The sequence below is a fragment of the Angustibacter luteus genome (genome assembly GCF_039541115.1).
In the GTDB taxonomy this organism is placed as follows: domain Bacteria; phylum Actinomycetota; class Actinomycetes; order Actinomycetales; family Angustibacteraceae; genus Angustibacter; species Angustibacter luteus.
On record NZ_BAABFP010000004.1, the window covers coordinates 460104 to 476299 of the forward strand.

Below are 16196 nucleotides of genomic sequence, written 5' to 3' on the forward strand. Positions count from 1 at the left end.
CCTCCGCCAGTCATCGCGTGAGCCTTGACCCGTCTGGAGAATCGTGTCCGAACTACCACTGAGTGGAGTACGCGTCGTCGATCTGACACGTGCTCTGGCTGGCCCGTTCTGCACCTCACTGCTCGGCGACTTCGGTGCTGACGTCGTGAAGGTCGAGGGACTGCCGCTCGGCGACGCCACACGACACTGGCCGCCGTTCAATGGAGCGCGAAGCCTCTACTTCCTGAGCACGAACCGCAACAAGCGGTCGATTGCGCTCGACCTGCGCACGCCGGAAGCCAAGTCGATCTTGTCTGACCTTGTCGCCGACGCCGACGTCCTCGTGGAGAACTTTCGCCCCGGTGTGCTGACCAAGCTTGGCTTGGACCCAGCACGGCTGCGGCAAGAGCGACCGGACCTCGTGATCTCTAGCATCAGTGGATTCGGCGAGGTCGGCCCGATGAGTCAGGACGTCGGACTCGATCAGGTGGCCCAGGGCATGGCCGGGCTGATGTCGGTTACTGGTGCAGGAGACCAGACACCGATGAGAGTCGGCATTCCGGTGGTCGACCTCGCAGCCGGCATGCTCTCCGCCTTCGGGGTCGCCGCCAGCCTGGCTGGACGGGCGCACAATGGGCGCGCCAGCCGGGTGAACGCCTCGCTCCTTGAGAGCGCGATCTCGATGATGACGTTCCAAGCGCAGCGCTACCTCTCGCTTGGCGAAGTCCCCGATCCGCAGGGCAACGACCATCCATTGATCTCGCCGTACGGCACCTTCCAGGCATCCGACGGCAGCCTGAACGTCGCCGTTGGGTCCCAAGCCCAATGGGTGTCGCTCTGTGACGTGCTCGGGTCTCCGGAGCTCGCCTCGCGCCCCGAATACGCCGAGCCCGCGCAGCGCACACACAATCGCCGTGCGCTGTCAGATGAGCTCAACGCCCTCTTTATGACCCGGCCCGCCGATGACTGGATGGCGGCCCTGCGGCAAGTCGGGGTGCCATGCGGACCGGTGTACGCGATGGACGAGGTCTTCGCGGATGCCCAAGTGCAAGCCCTCGGGATGGTTCGAACCGTCGGAGAAGGCCCGGAAGCCGATGTGCTCCTTCGAGGTCCCCTCTGGGTCGATGAGCAGGCCAGTGGAATCACCCGACGACCACCACTATTGGGTGAGCACAGCCGCGAGGTCCTTCACGAGCTCGGCTACGTCGACGACCTGGTGGACAACCTCGTGCGCCGCGGTGTCGTTGGAACGGCCGACCGGGACATCGCCGCTGCGCAGTCCACTGCGGAGGCCAGATCGTGAGCGATGAGGCCGGTTCGCTGATCCTGTCCGAACCGGACCTACATTTCATGCTGTACGACTGGCTCGATGTCGAGAAGCTCACTGAGCATGAGCGATTTGCCGAACACTCGCGCGAGGTCTTCGATGCTGTGCTCGACCTGGCCGCCGATCTCGCGACGCTGAACTTCGCCCCGCACAATCGCCTCAGCGACCTAAATGAGCCGACCTTCGACGGTGCACACGTAGCCGTCATACCTGAGGTCGCGCAGGCGCTACAGGCCTACGGCAGGTCGGGTCTGCTCGGCAGCGCCATGGACGAAGCAGTCGGTGGCGGACAGCTGCCGCAAGTCGTCGGTCGTGCATGCTTCACGTGGCTGCAGGCGGCCAACTCGGCCACGGCTGCATATCCACTACTCACCATGGGCAACGCCAACCTCCTGGCCACCTTCGGCACGCCACAGCAGATCGAACAATTCGTTCGCCCGATGGTCGAGGGCCGGTTCTTCGGCACGATGTGCTTGTCGGAGTCGCAGGCAGGCTCATCGCTCGGCGACGTGACCACCCGCGCAGTGCCGCAGCCGGACGGCACTTTTCGACTCTTCGGCGACAAGATGTGGATCAGTGGCGGCGACCACGAGATGAGCGAGAACATCCTGCACCTCGTGCTGGCGCGGGTCGAAGGAGCGCCCGCCGGCGTTCGGGGACTGAGTCTGTTTCTGGTGCCGCGCATACTCCTGGGCGAGGACGGCAGCCCGGGGCAACGCAATGACGTGATCGCCACCGGGCTGAATCACAAGATGGGCTACCGAGGCACCGTCAACGCCGTGCTGGCCTTCGGCAGCGGAAGCCACCTCCCCGACGGTGAGCCCGGAGCGATCGGTCAGCTGGTCGGAGAGCTCGGACACGGCCTCGATCACATGTTCCACATGATGAACGAGGCCCGGGTTGCAGTGGGCGCCAGCGCCGTCGGACTGGGGTACACGAGCTACCTGCACGCCCTTGCCTACGCGCGGGCTCGTTCGCAGGGGAGACTTCCTGGTCACAAGGATCCACGAACGCCTCAGGTCGCCCTCATCGTCCACCCGGACGTTCGTCGGATGTTGCTCGCCAGCAAGTCGTACGTCGAGGGCGGACTCGCCCTGGTTCTGTACGCCGCCAAGCTTCTCGACCTGAAAGCAATCGCCGACGACGAAGAAGAGGCTGCGCGCCTCGACCTCCTGTTGGGTGTGCTCACCCCGATCGTTAAGGCCTGGCCCTCACAGTGGTGCCGCAAGGCCAATGATCTCTCCATCCAGATACATGGCGGCGCCGGCTACACGCGGGACTTCCCGGTCGAACAGTTCTATCGAGATGCTCGGTTGAACCCGATCCATGAAGGCACCGACGGCATACAGGCGCTGGACCTACTCGTGCGAAAGCTGGCGACGCCTACGCTGACTGAGCTCGAGGTGCTGCGAGCATCCTGTCAAGCAACGATAGATAAGACTCCCGAGGAGCTTTCCGCCTTCGCGGGGCAGCTAGGCGGAGCTGTCGACCTTCTCGTTGGAGTGACACAGCGGTTGCGCGACGCTGGCGACCCACTGTTGCTCGCTGCTCAGGCCACTGCGTTCGCCGATGCGGCCGGACACATTGTGGTTGCCTGGATGTGGCTCGAGCAGATGATCGCTGCCCAACGTGGTGCCAACCGAATCCATGAGGGCAAGCGGCTGGCCGGTCGGTACTTCTTCGCCTACGAGCTCCCCATGGCAGTTCGCACACTCGACCTCGTCGACGATCACGACCGCATCGTCGTGGATCTGGATGACAACTTCCTGTGAATGTCGGCCTCCCCGGACAATGGGTAGGTCATGAGGTCGAGTCGACCTCCAGATCCAGCTAGCAATACTCGCTCGCGTCCCAGACGCTGTCGGCGTAGTGCTCCATCGTGAACATCGCGGCACGAAGAAGCCGAACCTCAGAGCGGTCGAAGGTCAGGCTTCCGTCGTCGCTCCGTCGCATCGCTGGACCCTACGACTGTGATCGTCGAGAAGCAATCAGTTGCCGCTCATAGGCAAGACCGCGCACGGTCGGCGGCAGATCCGGGCGGCTTGGGAGCAGGTCCAAGGTCAGCAGACGAGTGGCGTTTTGCGCAGAACGACGGCGCTGCGTCACGGGCCCGGCTAGCGTCGCCGCATGCTCCTGCGCCGCCGCCCTGCCCTCCTGCTGTTCGTGTCGCTTGTGGTGCTGTTGTTCGGCGTGTGGCTACTGCTGGCTGAAAGCCCGCTTCTGAGGCCCTGGGAGCACCTGTCGGACGCGGATCTAGAGAGCTACCGCAAGGTCCTGCCCGAGACGTGTGGATTGGTCTGCACTCTTGACTCGACGGATAGGCAGACGTTGATGGGCGCTGCGCTCACGGCGCTTGGCGTTGTCGGGCTCGGCTTCTCTGGCTGGGCCGCAGTGTCGAAGCGGCGCCACATCACTACCCCAAAGGCGTCCTAGGAGCCGCCCTCACCGCGGCAGATGAGTGCGTTTCATGTGGCACGATTTCGCCGTGGACCGCGCCTGCTACGAGGAGATCGCCGGCATCCTGCACGGACTTCTGATCCGGCTGGATGACCGACTGCCTGGCAAGGACATCACGCTGATCGCGGAGTTCATCGACGCGAACGAACTGGGTTTGGCCTTGGAGCAGTTGGCCGACGTACTGAGCGAGGACGAGAAGCCGCTCTCGCCAGAGGAGCGGGCCAACATACTTGCTCTCGTCGATCGCATGCAGATGGATGATCGAGTCCCTCACGCCTTGACCTTCTGTCCGGCGAGGTAGCGCCCAAGGCGCGCCCGTGCACGCTCCGCGGCAGATCCGGGCGAGCGGTCGCCCTCACCGCGGCAGATCCGGGCGAGCGGTCGCCCTCACCGCGGCAGATCCGGGCGAGCGGTCGCCCTCACCGCGGCAGATCCGGGCGAGCGTAGGCGCCCTCAACGCGGCAGGAGCGGATGGCTACAGCCGCTGGTGCGGGGGGGGCGTCGGGTGACCCTCGCTCAGCGTTGCTTGCCCTCGCGGAACAGGCTCACGGCCTTCTGTATTCGCCGGGCACGGGTCTCCGGCGTCTTCGCGGAGTTGATGTTGTCTATGTGATAGCGCTGGATGCTGTTCGACAGTCCATCGAAGAACGTCTGCGCTTCCTGATCGGCGGCCAGGGCGGCGGCGAAATCCTCCGGCACAATCACTTCGCGAGGCGCCGTGGCCACGGCGAGCGTCACGGTGACGGGATGTCCTGGTTCGAGGCCCGTTGCCTGCCTGACCGACGCGTTCACGCCGATCAAGTACGTCCCGCCCATGACAGCCACTGTGCTGCGGTAGCCGAAGCCGTCAAGATCCACATGCACCGCAGGGCGGCGTCCCGCGCCGAGTCGCTGGATCACATCGTCGGGGACGACGATGCCGGCCTTGCCCCCAGAGCCGGCGATCGTGGTTCGGAATGCAACAGCTTCGGCGGCACCTTCAGTCATGTGTACTCCTTATGAACGGCCCGCCTCCGGGCTTCGAACAGTCGGTAGACCGCCGTCCACGCCCGCACTCATCGCTGTGCAGAGGAGGCTAACTCCCGATAGCCGCCACCGGCGGCCGCGAGCGATAAGCGCTCGTCGGCGTAGCCGCCCTCAACGCGGCATGTCGGGCGTCGAAATCGGCGGTCAGTGACCCAGTGAGGCGAGCAGGCTCATGGTGAGGTTGACCTGGTCTTCGAGCTCAAGACGACCCTGGGACCAGGATTCCCACGGCCCGTCTGCGCTGAGGAAGCGGTCGGAGTGACTGGCGCCGGTTCTGCGGTCGACGCTGACAAGGGCGGCCATTGCCCACCACTGGTCGTAGCGCGCCTCGACGTCAGGGAGCCAGCGATCCAAGTAGGCAGTGAGCTGCTCTGTGGCCAGGGTGGTTCCAATGCTCGCCAGTGCGATGCAGTAACCCTGGCCTGAGTACACAAGCTGGCTCTCGATCAGTAGCTCACCGACTAAGGGCACGAAGTGCTCGCGTCTGGAGGCGGCGACGAGGTACGCCGCCGTCAGCCGACTTCGCCATTCGGAGGAAAGCAGAACTCCGACCGCGTCGTCGTTGATCTCGCCCGCGTCATTAAGCAGCGCATACACGAACCGAAGGCGCTCCTGCTCGGGCTTCGCCAGGTAGTTTCCATGAAGCAGTTCCAGGTATCGCCGGTCGGGCATCACGAATCGCTCGAAGAGTCCCGTCAACTCGGGGTCGTCGTCGTAGGGCATGGGGATCTCGCGCTCGTCTGGCACTTCGTCAGCATGCCGGTCCAAGGTGGGTCACGCACTCATCTCGGCAGATCCGGTCGTGCCTTGGCGCATCCAACTTTGACGAAGAGTCCGCGGCGACTGTCTGGCGGTGGCACGCCTCGGCGCCGTCAGCCGGGCCAGGACGGTGGACGGGCCGGCGCAAGGAACTGCCTCACGCAGGGGTGAATTCGCGCGGCTGCGAAGTCGGGTGCCCTCCTACTGTGTGGACCTCGCCGAAGACGAGTTCAGCTCTCAGCGCCGGCCTACCGGTGCGGACTCGGAGAGCCTTGAGCTTGGGACCCATCCTGGTTGGTACGCCGAGGACGGGGACGCGCCGAGGTGAGCACGGAGTGCCGCAGTAGCCGCGCGGGCCGCATGCCCCTGAGCCGTCCGTCCCTGGGCGGCGCGCAGCCGTGCGACTGCGACGACCAGGTCCACCAGGCGCTCGAGCGAACGTGCCTCCGGCGGCATCCCGTGATTGTTCGCCCGGAGTGCCTTGGCCGCGGATCTGAGCAGTCTTTGATGGTCCATCAGTCCAGGGGGCCGATTGAAGGGTTCTCGACGTGCGCGCTCAAACGTCGCAGCCGCCTCGGTCAGCGGACCCCCTCGTCGTCCTTCCTGCCTGCGGGCCGCCAGTTGCAGTAGATCCGCTGTATCCGAAGCGAGGCTGGCGGGCTCAGCCGCCCAGACGCTGCTGAGCTTGGTCCAGGACAAGTCAGTGGCAAGCTTGCTGCCGCCGTACCAGACCGGATGGCCCGCGGCGGTGCGATGTCCGGGCAAGGCGACTGAGTACCCGGTGATTTGCCCCTGAGTGTTCTGACTGCGCCGCGGCCGGACGAGCAGCCCCGCCCCGCTGAGTCGCTGAAGAAAGTCCTCAGGGTCGGCCGCGGCCGCCGCGGCGACGCGGACCTCACGCAGGAGCTGCATGCGTGCTGGCACGGACTCGCCTTGGCGGGCGGTCTTCTCCGTCTCAGCCCGGGTGGGGCGCTTGTCGGCTGTGCGGTCCCGCGGCGGTGTGACGAGGAGGCCGTACTCGCGTTCAGCCCGTCGGCAGGCCTCACCGAGACGGTAATAGTCGTTGGACGTCGACACTCGGCGTCCGTCCTGCCTGGCCAGCGTGACGACGACATGGATGTGGTCGTCGGCGTGCCGCACGGCGACCCATCGGCAACCGGAGTCCTCCTCGTCGCGCCGGGCAAAACCCGTGCGATGTACGACGTCGCGCGCCACGGCGGCCCATTCGTCGTCGGTCAACCGACGGTCGGACGGCGCGGTGCGCAGTGAGCAGTGCCAGACGGGCTGCTCGGGTAGCCGTGACCCGGTGCGGAGAGGCTGCTCGAGTAGCCCGGTGAGGGGACCGAATTGGCCGTGGGGTTCGAGTCGCCTTGTCCGGCCGTCCCATGCGGCGACCAGGTGAGGGTCCGTGTGCTCGTTCGCCCGTCCCGGCCCGTAGAGGTAGCGCAGCAGTCCTCCCGCATGCGCTCCACGGACTACCTTGCCGATCATCTGGACATGGTGCCATCTACTTCAGCAGATGCGCGCCACGCGGCTGTCAGCTGAGCGTATTCAGTTGGGCCAAGTTCAGACTGGCTGGCAGAAGCGTTGTCTGCCACATGTGGCTATCGGGGCTAAGTGCTGGTCACCCTTGGTGCGGATGGTCAGGCAGGGCGGTTGATTCGACCGCGCCCGGTCGCCACTCTCAGCCTGCATCTGGGTACCAGATGCATATCTTGCTCCGCTCTAGTGGCCGGCTTACCATCCCAGGCAGTCGCCTTGTCACCGGTCGCCGAGGAGGTCCAGCGGAGGGACGTCGAGCTGCTCGGCGAGCGACTCGAGGGTCTGGAGGGTGAGGTTTCGTTCGCCCCGCTCGAGTCCACCCAGGTAGGTGCGGTGCACGCCCAGCTGATCTGCGAACGCCTCCTGGCTCAGTCCGGTGTCCTCCCGGATCTGGCGGAGGTTCCGTCCAACTAGCTTCTGAAGGTCGCCGCGCACGTCGTTGAGCCTGTGATGCTGCTACTTTTAAGTCTACAGACTGATAAGTAGCACCGATGGCCTTGGAGGTTCGCGGTGGAACGCTCGCCAAGTCCCAGTGGCCTTGCCCTCGTGGGCAGCTCTCTGGCCGCCGCAGGTCCGAGGATCTGTCTGGCCTCCATCGACGACTACCGGCAGGGGCGATTGACGGGGGAGTGGGTCAGTCTCCGGAGGGACGCTGCGCTGGTACGTGCGGTCGTCCGATCAGTACTCGACCGCACTGTCACATCGGTGAGCCTTGGGGTGGGCGTGTTCGACGTCGAGGGTGCGTCCTTGAACGACGCCGCGGTCCGCGAGCTGCTCAGTCCTGTTCTCGGTATCGAAGGTCGACGGCGGCTAAACGCCTGACCGCCGGTCCACCCACTCCGGCGGTCAGGCTGCGGCGTCCAGCGCCTGGGCTTTGATTCGCTGCGCGGTTCGTACTGAGACCTGATGACCGTGTTCGTTCAGCTGGGCGGCCAGTTCCGCTGCGGTCATGTCTGGCCAGGTCCGCAGAACTCGCTCGGCGACCTGCGCGCGGCCAGGGCGCTCGGCGGGCGGCTCGAGCCGACGAGCCCTGTCCGCTCGAGGTGTCTGCGCCGGTTGGCGGCGACTCGGCCTGGCGGGTGTCGTGGTCACCGACATGGGGGTCGCCTGGCCTTCGGCCAGGATGGCGGCGCGCCAGGTACGCCACGTCGCGCGGGGTGCGAGCAGCCAGACGATGGCGCGGCGTGGACGTCGTCGCTGTCCGGCCAGTGCCTGTCGGCGGGCGCTGGCGATGACGGACTCGAAGCAGATCACGAACATGGCCGGCGGGACGGCGTGCAGCAGCCGTCCAGGTGCACCGGCGCTGGCGGCCCCGTTCGCGGCCACGGACGCCACGGACAAGGCGATAACCAGCACTCGCAGGGTCAGCGCTGTCTTGCCAACCCTGGCCGCGCTGAGGACTTTGAGGCTGAGCACCACGATGCCCAGGTCGAAGGACAGGGGGACGGCGGGCGCCAGCCACGGCGCGAAGCCGCCGTCGGTGGCGGCCAGCAGACGCAGGGTGTCGTAGGAGGTGACGAACCCGATGGCCACGAGCACGGACACACCGACAGCGATGGCAGCGTCCATGACCGTGTCCAGGGTTGGCCGCCCGGTGTTGGCGGTGCCAGTGGCTGTCGCGGTCACGACGCCGCCTGTCCGGCTGGCTGTCCGGCTGGTTGTCCGGCGGTGGGGCCGTGTCTGGCTGTCCGTTGGCTGCGCCGGGTCTGGCGGGCGACGTCGGTAACCGCGGCCGCTGCCTGATCGAGCCGGTCGACGGTCCGGTCGGTCATGGCCAGTGCCCAGTCCAGCCAGTCGGGTGCCTCGCCGGTGGCGTTGATGGCCCGGGTGGCTTGGTTGATGTTCACCCCGACCCGGCGGACCTGGCCGCGGGCGTCCATCAGTTCCAGCAGGGCGACCCGCCACGGCGCGGTCGACGGCGTCTCAGTTCCGCGGGCCGCAGCGAGGGCGGCCTCGGCCGCGTACCCAGTCGGCGTCAGCCCCGCTTCGCGGGCAGCCTGGACGACGGCGGCGTACTCGTCGTCGCTGTAGCGGAGCTTGACCTGCCGCGGCCGGCCGGGCGTGAGGTGATCGCGGTCGCGACCGGGTGCTCGTCGACGTCCGGGCTGCGACTCGCTCACGGGTCCACCTGCTCGCTGTCTCGATCGAGGATCTGGACGGCGCGGCGAACGACGGTGGCGCGGGTGACTGGCATCTGCTCGGTCCCGAGCTCTGCTCGGGCCTGAGCCTGCAGGGCGACGCGTCGTCCGCCGATGTCGGCCAGCCTCGCCTCGGCGGCCGCCAGCGACTGGGCGTCGTCCGCACTGGCGACATCGCTAGGGACGGCGTCCCACCAGGGGCCGGCCTCCGCGACCCGGACGGGGGAGCGGCTCACCTTGTCGGCGGCCACGGCGAGCAGCGCGGCGACGACGTCGCAGGCTGGCCAGCCGCGGTTGACCACAGCCATCCGGATCGCCACGGCCAGGCACTGCGGCGCCCATCGCCCCCCGGGCTGTCCGAGGGCGCGCCGGGCCGCGATGCAGCGCTGGGACAGCTCGTCCAGGCCAGCCGACCCGTCGATCCCGCACTCTCGCAGCAAGTCATCGTTGGCCACCTCCACCGCCGTGCCCCGCCCCGCCCCGACGGGCGCGGGATCGCGAACTGGTGGCGGTGGTTCTTTGCTCTGGGTAGAGATCTCTCGGTCGGGCCGCACTTGTGCGGCCAGTCCCACCGCAGAAGTGCGGCCAGGGGTGGCCGCAGATTTGCGGCTACCCGAAATCACCGAACGACGTGCTGGCTGACCCGCCGGCGGAGTGGCCGCAGAACTGCGGCCACCCCCACCGGCCGGCATCGCCGGGACCGGAGGCGCCGAGGTGCGCACGTGGTAGCGGTTGGACAGGAACTGGCGACCCGCGCGGCGGTGCTCGACTCGCACCATGCCGGCCTCGACCAGGTGCCGCATCGCCCGATCCACGGCGTCGACGGACCGGCGCATTCGTCGGGCCAGCGTCGGCCTAGCCGGCATGCGGTGCCCGGACCCGTTGCCATAGCGCAGCAGCAGCGTGTAGAGCCGGAAGGCGCCGTCCGGGATGTCGGCGTCGATCACCCACTCCGGCACGATCGCGAACCGCTGTTCCTCGACCAGCAGCGACCCCTCGTCGCCGACATCGGAACCGGGCGGATCGTGATCCGAGGCGGTATCCAGCTGGTCAGGTGGGTCTGAGGGCATGACGAGATCTCCCATCGGCGCATGGGCTCTGAACGAGCTGGGAAAGGGGCTACGCGCTAACCGCGCGCTAGGAAATGCACGGGACGTGCACGCTCGAGACATCCCCGGCCGGACGAACCGACACCACCGCACGGGACGAAACCGCAGGTCAGCGACCTGTGGCGGCTTTCCCGGTTCCAGCCGGACAACCGCCAGGCCGACTACGGATCAGAAGGTTAGGGGTTCGAATCCCTTCGGGCGCGCACCGTCTTGAGACAGCGGTACTACTACGGATCAGGCCCCTGACCTGCGGAAACGCGGTTGGGGGCCTTGTTCGTGCCGCCTTTTGCGGGTCCGCTTGCCCCCGCAGCCCGGTCACCCGTCGGTTGTCTGGAGGAACGAGCCCGAGTTGACGGAGGGGCCTCCCTCGAGATCGGGCTGGGCTATCTGCCAGGGATCAGTGGTCCGGCGCGGCGGCCTGCTCGGGCATCGCCGACCGCGGTGATGGGCCGAGGACGAAGACAAGGGCGAGCAGCACCGTGAGCACAATGGTCAACCAGGACGCGACCAGAGCCAACGCGGTGGCCACCGCGTAGCCGATCAGTCCGGACAGGTATCTGATGTCGACGTCGCGGACGAACGCTGCCGACACGCCTGGGACCATCAAGCCACGCCGGCTCACCCGGCGCCAGATCAGGTTGAACGCCACGGCACTGAGCGTCAGCGTCGCGCCGTAGAGCAGCGAAGCGGTCTGGCCGTCGTCCCCGCTGGTGTGCTCGGCGATCAGGCCGGTCGGCAACGGCAGGAAGGCGACAGAAGCCAGCAGCAGCAGGTTGAGCAGCAGGAGCATCTGGTCGACGCGGGCGACCAGCCGGAACAGCGCGTGGTGGTTGGCCCAGATGATGCCGATCTGCAGGAAGGTGGCGGCGTAGGCGGCCATCTGCGGGAGCGCCTCGTGCAATGCGTGCGTCAGGGACTCACCATCGGTGGGGTCCACCCGGACGTCCAGAATGAGCAGCGTGATCGCGATGGCCAGGACGCCGTCGCTGAACGCCTCCAGTCGCCCAGCGTCACCGCGCAGCGCGTTGCCGCTCCACCAGCGACTCTGCAAGCTCATGCCCCGGTCAAGCGCGAGTAGGCGCCACCGATTCCCGCTGCCCGCCGCCGCGAGTTCCACGGTGCGAAGTCTCCGGGCGCTGATCGAGCGCGCTCTGGGACCGCCGAGCCCCAGAAACAGAAGTGGCTGGAGCCGCGCGGACTCGTCGAGGTCGGAGCGTGCCTCCGGTTGCCGTGTCGACGGGTTGGGTGGACGGTGGACGGCGTCGTCCCAGCGTGGAGGCAGTCGCATGCGTCGTTCGGTCGTCCCATCCCAGGGCTCACGTCGACCCGCCGTCGCGCTCGCCGCGGTCGCCGCCGCGGCCGTCACGCTCTCGACTCTGCTCGCGCCCGGTGCCAGCGGTGCAACGGGCGTGGCTGGCACGTCGGCCGACGGTGCGGCGCCGGGCGGCCCTGGTGTGCAGGAGGGTTTCCTGCCCGCGGACAAGAGTGGGTTCGGCACGTCGGCAACGCGAGCGAGCCGGGTCTGGTTCACCCAGCAGCGCTCCGGCGGGCTGGGCGAGATCTTCTACCCGGACCTGAGCACTCCCGCGGCCCGCAGCCTCGATCTGCTCGTGCAGGATCAGCCGGGTCACGTCGTCCGGGCCTCGGATGCGTCCACGGTGAGCACCAAGCGTGTGGCATCTGGTGGGCTGTCGTTCACCCAGACGTACGCCGCGCGCTCGGGGCGGTGGCAGCTGCGGACCACGACCGTGACCGACCCGTCGCGGGCGTCCGTCGTCCTCGAGGTCACCGTCAGCAGTGCCGACGGTGCTGCGCACCCGGTTTGGGCCGTGTACGACCCGGCACTCTCCAACAGCAGGAACGACGACGCGGGCAGTACCCGTGGCAGGACGCTGGTCGCGAGCGACGCGACCGCGGCCAGCGCGCTAGCCGCCGCGCCGGCCATGACAGCGACGTCCAACGGGTACCGCGGCACCAGCGACGGCGAGTCCGACCTGTTGGCCGACGGCCGGCTGGACGGCCGGTACGCGACGGCCGCGCCTGGCAACCTCGTGCAGACGGGACAGCTCGCGGTCGACGGCCGCAGTCACCGCTCCGCCACGCTGGCGATCTCGTTCGCCCCCACCGAGGACGGCGCGGTCGCGGGCGCGCAGGCCACCCTGCGCAAGGGCTTCAGCCAGGTGTCGGCGTCCTACGCGCGCGGATGGCGCAGCTACCAGGACGGCCTGCGTCGAGCGCCGTCCGCGCTGACGGCGTCCGAGCGCCGGCTCTACCAGACGTCCGTCCTGGTCCTGGCGGCCAGTGAGGACAAGACCTACCGCGGTGCCTACGTGGCGTCGCCGTCGGCACCGTGGGCCTTCGGAGCGGACGAGCCGAGCGGTCCCTACCACCTGGTGTGGTCCCGCGACCTCTACCAGATCGCCACCGCGCTGATCGCTGCCGGCGATCGGGCCGGCGCCGGCCGTGCCCTGACGTACCTGTTCGACCGTCAGCAGAAGCCGGACGGGTCGTTCCCGCAGAACTCGACCGTGGCCGGTGTCCCGTTCTGGGGCGGGCTGCAGCTGGATGAGGTGGCGCTCCCGGTCGTGCTGGCCGACCAGCTGGGACGGCGCGACGCCGCCACCTGGACCCATGTGCGGTCTGCCATGGAGTTCCTGCTCTCGTTCTCTGCTGACGGGTACGCGGCGCCGTACACGCCGGCCGAGCGGTGGGAGAACCAGTCAGGCTTCTCGCCGAACACCATCGCGGCTGAGATCGCCGGCCTGGTCTGCGCGGCACGGATCGCGCGGGCGAACGGTGCCACCACGGACGCCCGTCGCTACCTCGCGACCGCCGACGACTGGCAGCGCCGCCTCAAGGCCTGGACGCTCACCACCAACGGTCCCTACTCCGACAAGCCATACTTCCTGCGCCTGACCAAGGACGGACACCCGGACCTGGGCACGACGTACACGATCGGTGACAGTGGCCCCGCCGACGTCGACCAGCGGCGGGTCGTCGACCCGAGCTTCCTGGACCTGGTGCGCCTCGGGGTCCTGCCGGCGCAGGACCGCGACGTACGCAACACGCTGCGGGTGGTGGACGAGCAGCTCGGCGTCCGCACGGCTCGCGGGCTGTACTGGCACCGCGCCTCCTTCGACGGCTATGGCGAGCAGGCTGACGGGAGCCCGTGGGAGATCGGCCTGCCGGACGGCTCGCTTCTCAACCACGGACGGGCCTGGCCGCTGCTGAACGGCGAACGGGGCGAGTACCTCATCGCTGGTGGGCACGACTCCGCCGCTCGCGAGCAGCTGGCAGCGATGGCGCGAACCGCCGGGTCGGCGCAGATGCTCCCCGAGCAGGTCTGGGATGACTACCCGCCGTCCGGTCAGCCCGGCTTCACCCCCGGCACCGCGACGACGTCCGCCACCCCGCTCGCCTGGACGCACGCCCAGTTCGTACGGCTGGCACAGAACCTCGCGGCCAGCCGGGTCGTCGAGCAGCCATCCGCGGTGAGACACCGATACGGCGGCACTGCCGGCTGAACCCGCTCGCGTAACGAGCAGGTCGAGTCCGCGGCGAAGGCGCACGGCTCGAGCCTGCTGGCGCACGGCCTCCGCGCAATCGCTGCGTAGCTGGCTGGACTAGCCGCAGGTCAACTCCTGCCGAGAGAGGCCATACCCCGGCACTGCCAGGGTGCCTGCCGCTGCCGATGTGAGCGCGGCGCCGAGAGTGATGTCCGCAATGAACTCAACCGGCGTCGTCCCGGCCGCGCGATCATTGACGGCGGTCAGCCTCAGTCGTGTGACATGAGCTGGAACCTGTGGCCTTGTCCCGGTACATGGCGGCGTCCGCCAGGCGCCATGCGTCGTCCAACGAACCGTCGGCAGGGCGCGTGGCGACCCCGATGGCGGCTGGGATGCCTGCGGCAGCGAGGGCCTCGCGCAGGTGGGCAGCAGTCTTGCGCCCGCCGGCGCCGTCTGTCTCCACGGTCAGGACGGCGAACTCGTCCCCACCGAGCCTCGCCACCAGGTCAGCGTCCCGGGTGGTCCTGCTCAGGACCTGCGCGCACGTGCGGAGCAGTTCGTCACCGGCGGCGTGACCGCGGTCGTCGTTGACCGCCTTGAGCCCGTTGATGTCCAGGACGAGAACGCAGGCTGGGTGGCCGTATCGCAGACAGCGGGCCTCCTCGGCAGCCACTACCTGGTTCCAACCACGCCGGTTCGCCAGGCCGGTGAGTTCGTCACGGGTGGCGTCGAGCTCAGCCCGTTCGGCTCGACGGGTCAGCTGCTCGCGACCCAGCTCAAGGTCGAGCACGGTGGCCAGCAGCCGGCCCGCCAGCTGGATCGCGGGCTTGGCTGCCAGCAGGGCGTCGGACTGGGGCTCGGGGTCGAACCCGCACAGGCTCCCGAACACTGTCCCGTCGCCAAGGCGCAGTGGCACCCCGGCGTAGGCCTCGATATCCATGGACTGCCGGTTGGCGGCTCGGGCGTACGCACGGACGTCGGCTACCCGAGGGGCGACAGTGGGACCCTCTCCGGCCACCATCTGGGTGCACAACGATCCCGACCAGCTGAGCACCGTTCCTTCGGTGACGGTTGAGCCCGCCGGCGCCTCCGCCTGCAGCACGATCTGGTCCTCCCCGGCGGCTCGGGTGACCAGCCAAAGCCGCAGGCCGACCTGGCTGCGAAGACCGTCGAGGACGGCTCGGGCGGCCTCAGCGAAGCCATCGAACGGCCCCCCACCGTCGTCCGGTTCTGGTTCGCGGAACGCCATCTAAGCCCCCTGGCAGCCAGCGCATCACCGCGCACAGCCCACGGTACGGACCAACCCGCTGAGGCGACGGGCGGATCGCAGAAATGCAGCGCAACCCCCACCAGACCTGACGAGTGCAGCCGCCAGGAAGGGGACTAGCGGCGCCCTCCTAGGAACGTGTCAATCACGGTGGACTGCGCACTGATGATGGAGGCGATCTCTTCGTGGATGGCCGTGACCTGCTCGACCGCGGTGTTGATGGTGCCGATCGCGTCTACGGCGCTTTTCGTGCCCGATTGGACCTCGGCGAGGCGCTCGGCGACCTCCTCGGCCGAGCGGGCGCTGGCCTGGGCGAGCTGCTTGACCTCGGTCGCCACGACCGCGAAGCCCTTACCGGCGTCGCCGGCCCGGGAGGCGACGGTGCGGTCCGTCGGGCCATCGCCTGGCTGCGCGCCGGTTACCCCGAAGGCGTTCCCCAGCAGGACTACGTCGCCGTCCTCGGCGTCCTGCGACGCACCCTGACCGACACCGAGCTCGAGCAGGTCGTGCAGGACCTCGTCGACGACGCTGCCAACGGGCAGGCCCTGGTCAACCGGGCCGTCATCGAGGCCCGCATCGCCGACGTCCTGAAGGGACCGATCCTGGACGGCGACGTGCTCCGTGTCTCGGCGCGCCTCGCGGCTGCCGGCTGGCCGCTCGCGGCACTTCACGGCCCAGGGCCGCAGGAGCACGAGCCGACCACCCGGACCACCCTGGTCACGCGCGTGGTCGACTGGCTGCGCACCGGGTACCCCAAGGGCCTGCCGGAGCGGGACTACATCGCACTGCTGGCCCTGCTGCGACGCCGGCTCACCGACGGGGAGGTCATCCACGTCGGCCAGCAGCTGATCCGTGACGGGGTGCTGCCCCCCGACCGGGCGGACATCGGCACCGCGATCGTGGGGATCACGGCCGAGCTGCCGGCCGACGAGGACGTGGAACGCGTCCGGCAGTACCTGACCGGCCACGGATGGCCGACTGACCTCAGCCTCTGAACCCCCATCGGCTGCGGGCCGCCGCGTCGGCACCCAAGCCCGTCAGTGCCGGTCAGGTGCACTCCGTCGGCGTCAGCGGTCCAGAGCGGCT

The 16196-nt window shown here is 68.4% G+C and carries 17 protein-coding genes and 1 pseudogene; 8 read left to right on the top strand and 10 right to left on the bottom strand.

From position 1 onward, the window contains the following. The first annotated feature begins 43 nt into the window (after positions 1-43). From ABEB17_RS08565 to ABEB17_RS08580, 4 genes are all read left to right on the top strand, one after another. The gene (locus ABEB17_RS08565; RefSeq protein WP_345716261.1) at positions 44-1282 is read left to right on the top strand and encodes a CaiB/BaiF CoA transferase family protein; all 1239 of its coding nucleotides are present in this window, start codon (positions 44-46) and stop codon (positions 1280-1282) included. Between the two features lie 47 nt (positions 1283-1329). Further along, the gene (locus ABEB17_RS08570) at positions 1330-3078 is read left to right on the top strand and encodes an acyl-CoA dehydrogenase family protein (protein ID WP_452039201.1); all 1749 of its coding nucleotides are present in this window, start codon (positions 1330-1332) and stop codon (positions 3076-3078) included. 355 nt (positions 3079-3433) lie between these two features. Beyond that, positions 3434-3739, top strand: a complete 306-nt coding sequence (locus tag ABEB17_RS08575) for a hypothetical protein (RefSeq protein WP_345716263.1) — start codon at positions 3434-3436, stop codon at positions 3737-3739. A 52-nt stretch (positions 3740-3791) separates the two neighbouring features. Continuing rightward, entirely contained in the window at positions 3792-4064 is a 273-nt protein-coding gene (locus tag ABEB17_RS08580; protein ID WP_345716264.1) for a MafI family immunity protein, read from the top strand. A 215-nt stretch (positions 4065-4279) separates the two neighbouring features. On the opposite strand, the gene ABEB17_RS08585 is transcribed toward ABEB17_RS08580, so the two are convergent. The 7 genes from ABEB17_RS08585 to ABEB17_RS08615 all read right to left on the bottom strand — a co-directional run bounded on the left by ABEB17_RS08585 (position 4280) and on the right by ABEB17_RS08615 (position 9683). Continuing rightward, positions 4280-4750 (bottom strand): YdeI/OmpD-associated family protein, encoded by a 471-nt coding sequence (locus ABEB17_RS08585; protein ID WP_345716265.1) that lies wholly within the window; start codon positions 4748-4750, stop codon positions 4280-4282. A 183-nt stretch (positions 4751-4933) separates the two neighbouring features. Beyond that, positions 4934-5536 carry a DUF6000 family protein gene (locus ABEB17_RS08590; protein ID WP_345716266.1) on the bottom strand — a complete coding sequence of 201 codons (603 nt, stop codon included), beginning with the start codon at positions 5534-5536 and terminating at the stop codon, positions 4934-4936. A gap of 249 nt (positions 5537-5785) precedes the next feature. After that, positions 5786-7039: a relaxase/mobilization nuclease domain-containing protein gene (locus tag ABEB17_RS20015; protein WP_378227021.1), complete on the bottom strand. Its 1254-nt coding sequence runs from the start codon at positions 7037-7039 to the stop codon at positions 5786-5788. Between the two features lie 270 nt (positions 7040-7309). Further along, positions 7310-7525 (bottom strand): helix-turn-helix domain-containing protein, encoded by a 216-nt coding sequence (locus ABEB17_RS08600; protein ID WP_345716268.1) that lies wholly within the window; start codon positions 7523-7525, stop codon positions 7310-7312. 411 nt (positions 7526-7936) lie between these two features. Continuing rightward, a complete protein-coding gene (locus ABEB17_RS08605) occupies positions 7937-8716 on the bottom strand; it encodes a DUF2637 domain-containing protein (protein WP_345716269.1) in 780 nt (259 codons plus the stop codon). Further along, the gene (locus tag ABEB17_RS08610; RefSeq protein WP_345716270.1) at positions 8713-9210 is read right to left on the bottom strand and encodes a plasmid mobilization protein; all 498 of its coding nucleotides are present in this window, start codon (positions 9208-9210) and stop codon (positions 8713-8715) included. The genes ABEB17_RS08605 and ABEB17_RS08610 overlap by 4 nt, the downstream gene beginning before the upstream one ends. Next, entirely contained in the window at positions 9207-9683 is a 477-nt protein-coding gene (locus tag ABEB17_RS08615) for a hypothetical protein (protein WP_345716271.1), read from the bottom strand. Before ABEB17_RS08615 ends, ABEB17_RS08610 begins: the two co-directional genes overlap by 4 nt. A gap of 267 nt (positions 9684-9950) precedes the next feature. Between ABEB17_RS08615 and ABEB17_RS08620 the strand changes: the two genes are divergently transcribed. Then, positions 9951-10292 (top strand): hypothetical protein, encoded by a 342-nt coding sequence (locus ABEB17_RS08620; RefSeq protein WP_345716272.1) that lies wholly within the window; start codon positions 9951-9953, stop codon positions 10290-10292. 442 nt (positions 10293-10734) lie between these two features. On the opposite strand, the gene ABEB17_RS08625 is transcribed toward ABEB17_RS08620, so the two are convergent. Next, positions 10735-11703, bottom strand: coding sequence for a TMEM175 family protein (locus ABEB17_RS08625; RefSeq protein ID WP_345716273.1), 969 nt, complete (start codon positions 11701-11703; stop codon positions 10735-10737). On the opposite strand from ABEB17_RS08625, the gene ABEB17_RS08630 reads away from it, so the two are divergent. Then, positions 11624-13861, top strand: coding sequence for a glycoside hydrolase family 15 protein (locus tag ABEB17_RS08630; RefSeq protein WP_378227022.1), 2238 nt, complete (start codon positions 11624-11626; stop codon positions 13859-13861). The genes ABEB17_RS08625 and ABEB17_RS08630 overlap by 80 nt on opposite strands. A 232-nt stretch (positions 13862-14093) precedes the next feature. Here ABEB17_RS08630 and ABEB17_RS08635 read toward each other — a convergent pair whose 3' ends face one another. Together ABEB17_RS08635 and ABEB17_RS20020 are read right to left on the bottom strand one after the other, a co-directional pair. Then, complete coding sequence (locus ABEB17_RS08635; protein ID WP_345716275.1) at positions 14094-14945, bottom strand: GGDEF domain-containing protein; 852 nt, start codon at positions 14943-14945, stop codon at positions 14094-14096. Between the two features lie 281 nt (positions 14946-15226). Continuing rightward, on the bottom strand, positions 15227-15448 hold the full coding sequence (locus ABEB17_RS20020) for a hypothetical protein (protein WP_378227023.1): 222 nt from the start codon (positions 15446-15448) through the stop codon (positions 15227-15229). Between ABEB17_RS20020 and ABEB17_RS20025 the strand changes: the two are divergent. Next, positions 15368-15712 (top strand): annotated as a pseudogene (locus tag ABEB17_RS20025) (DUF3349 domain-containing protein); the annotation flags it as partial. The gene ABEB17_RS20020 and the pseudogene ABEB17_RS20025 sit on opposite strands and share 81 nt — an antisense overlap. Before the next feature lie 123 nt (positions 15713-15835). Beyond that, on the top strand, positions 15836-16105 hold the full coding sequence (locus ABEB17_RS08650) for a DUF3349 domain-containing protein (RefSeq protein WP_345716387.1): 270 nt from the start codon (positions 15836-15838) through the stop codon (positions 16103-16105). Positions 16106-16196 lie beyond the last annotated feature (91 nt).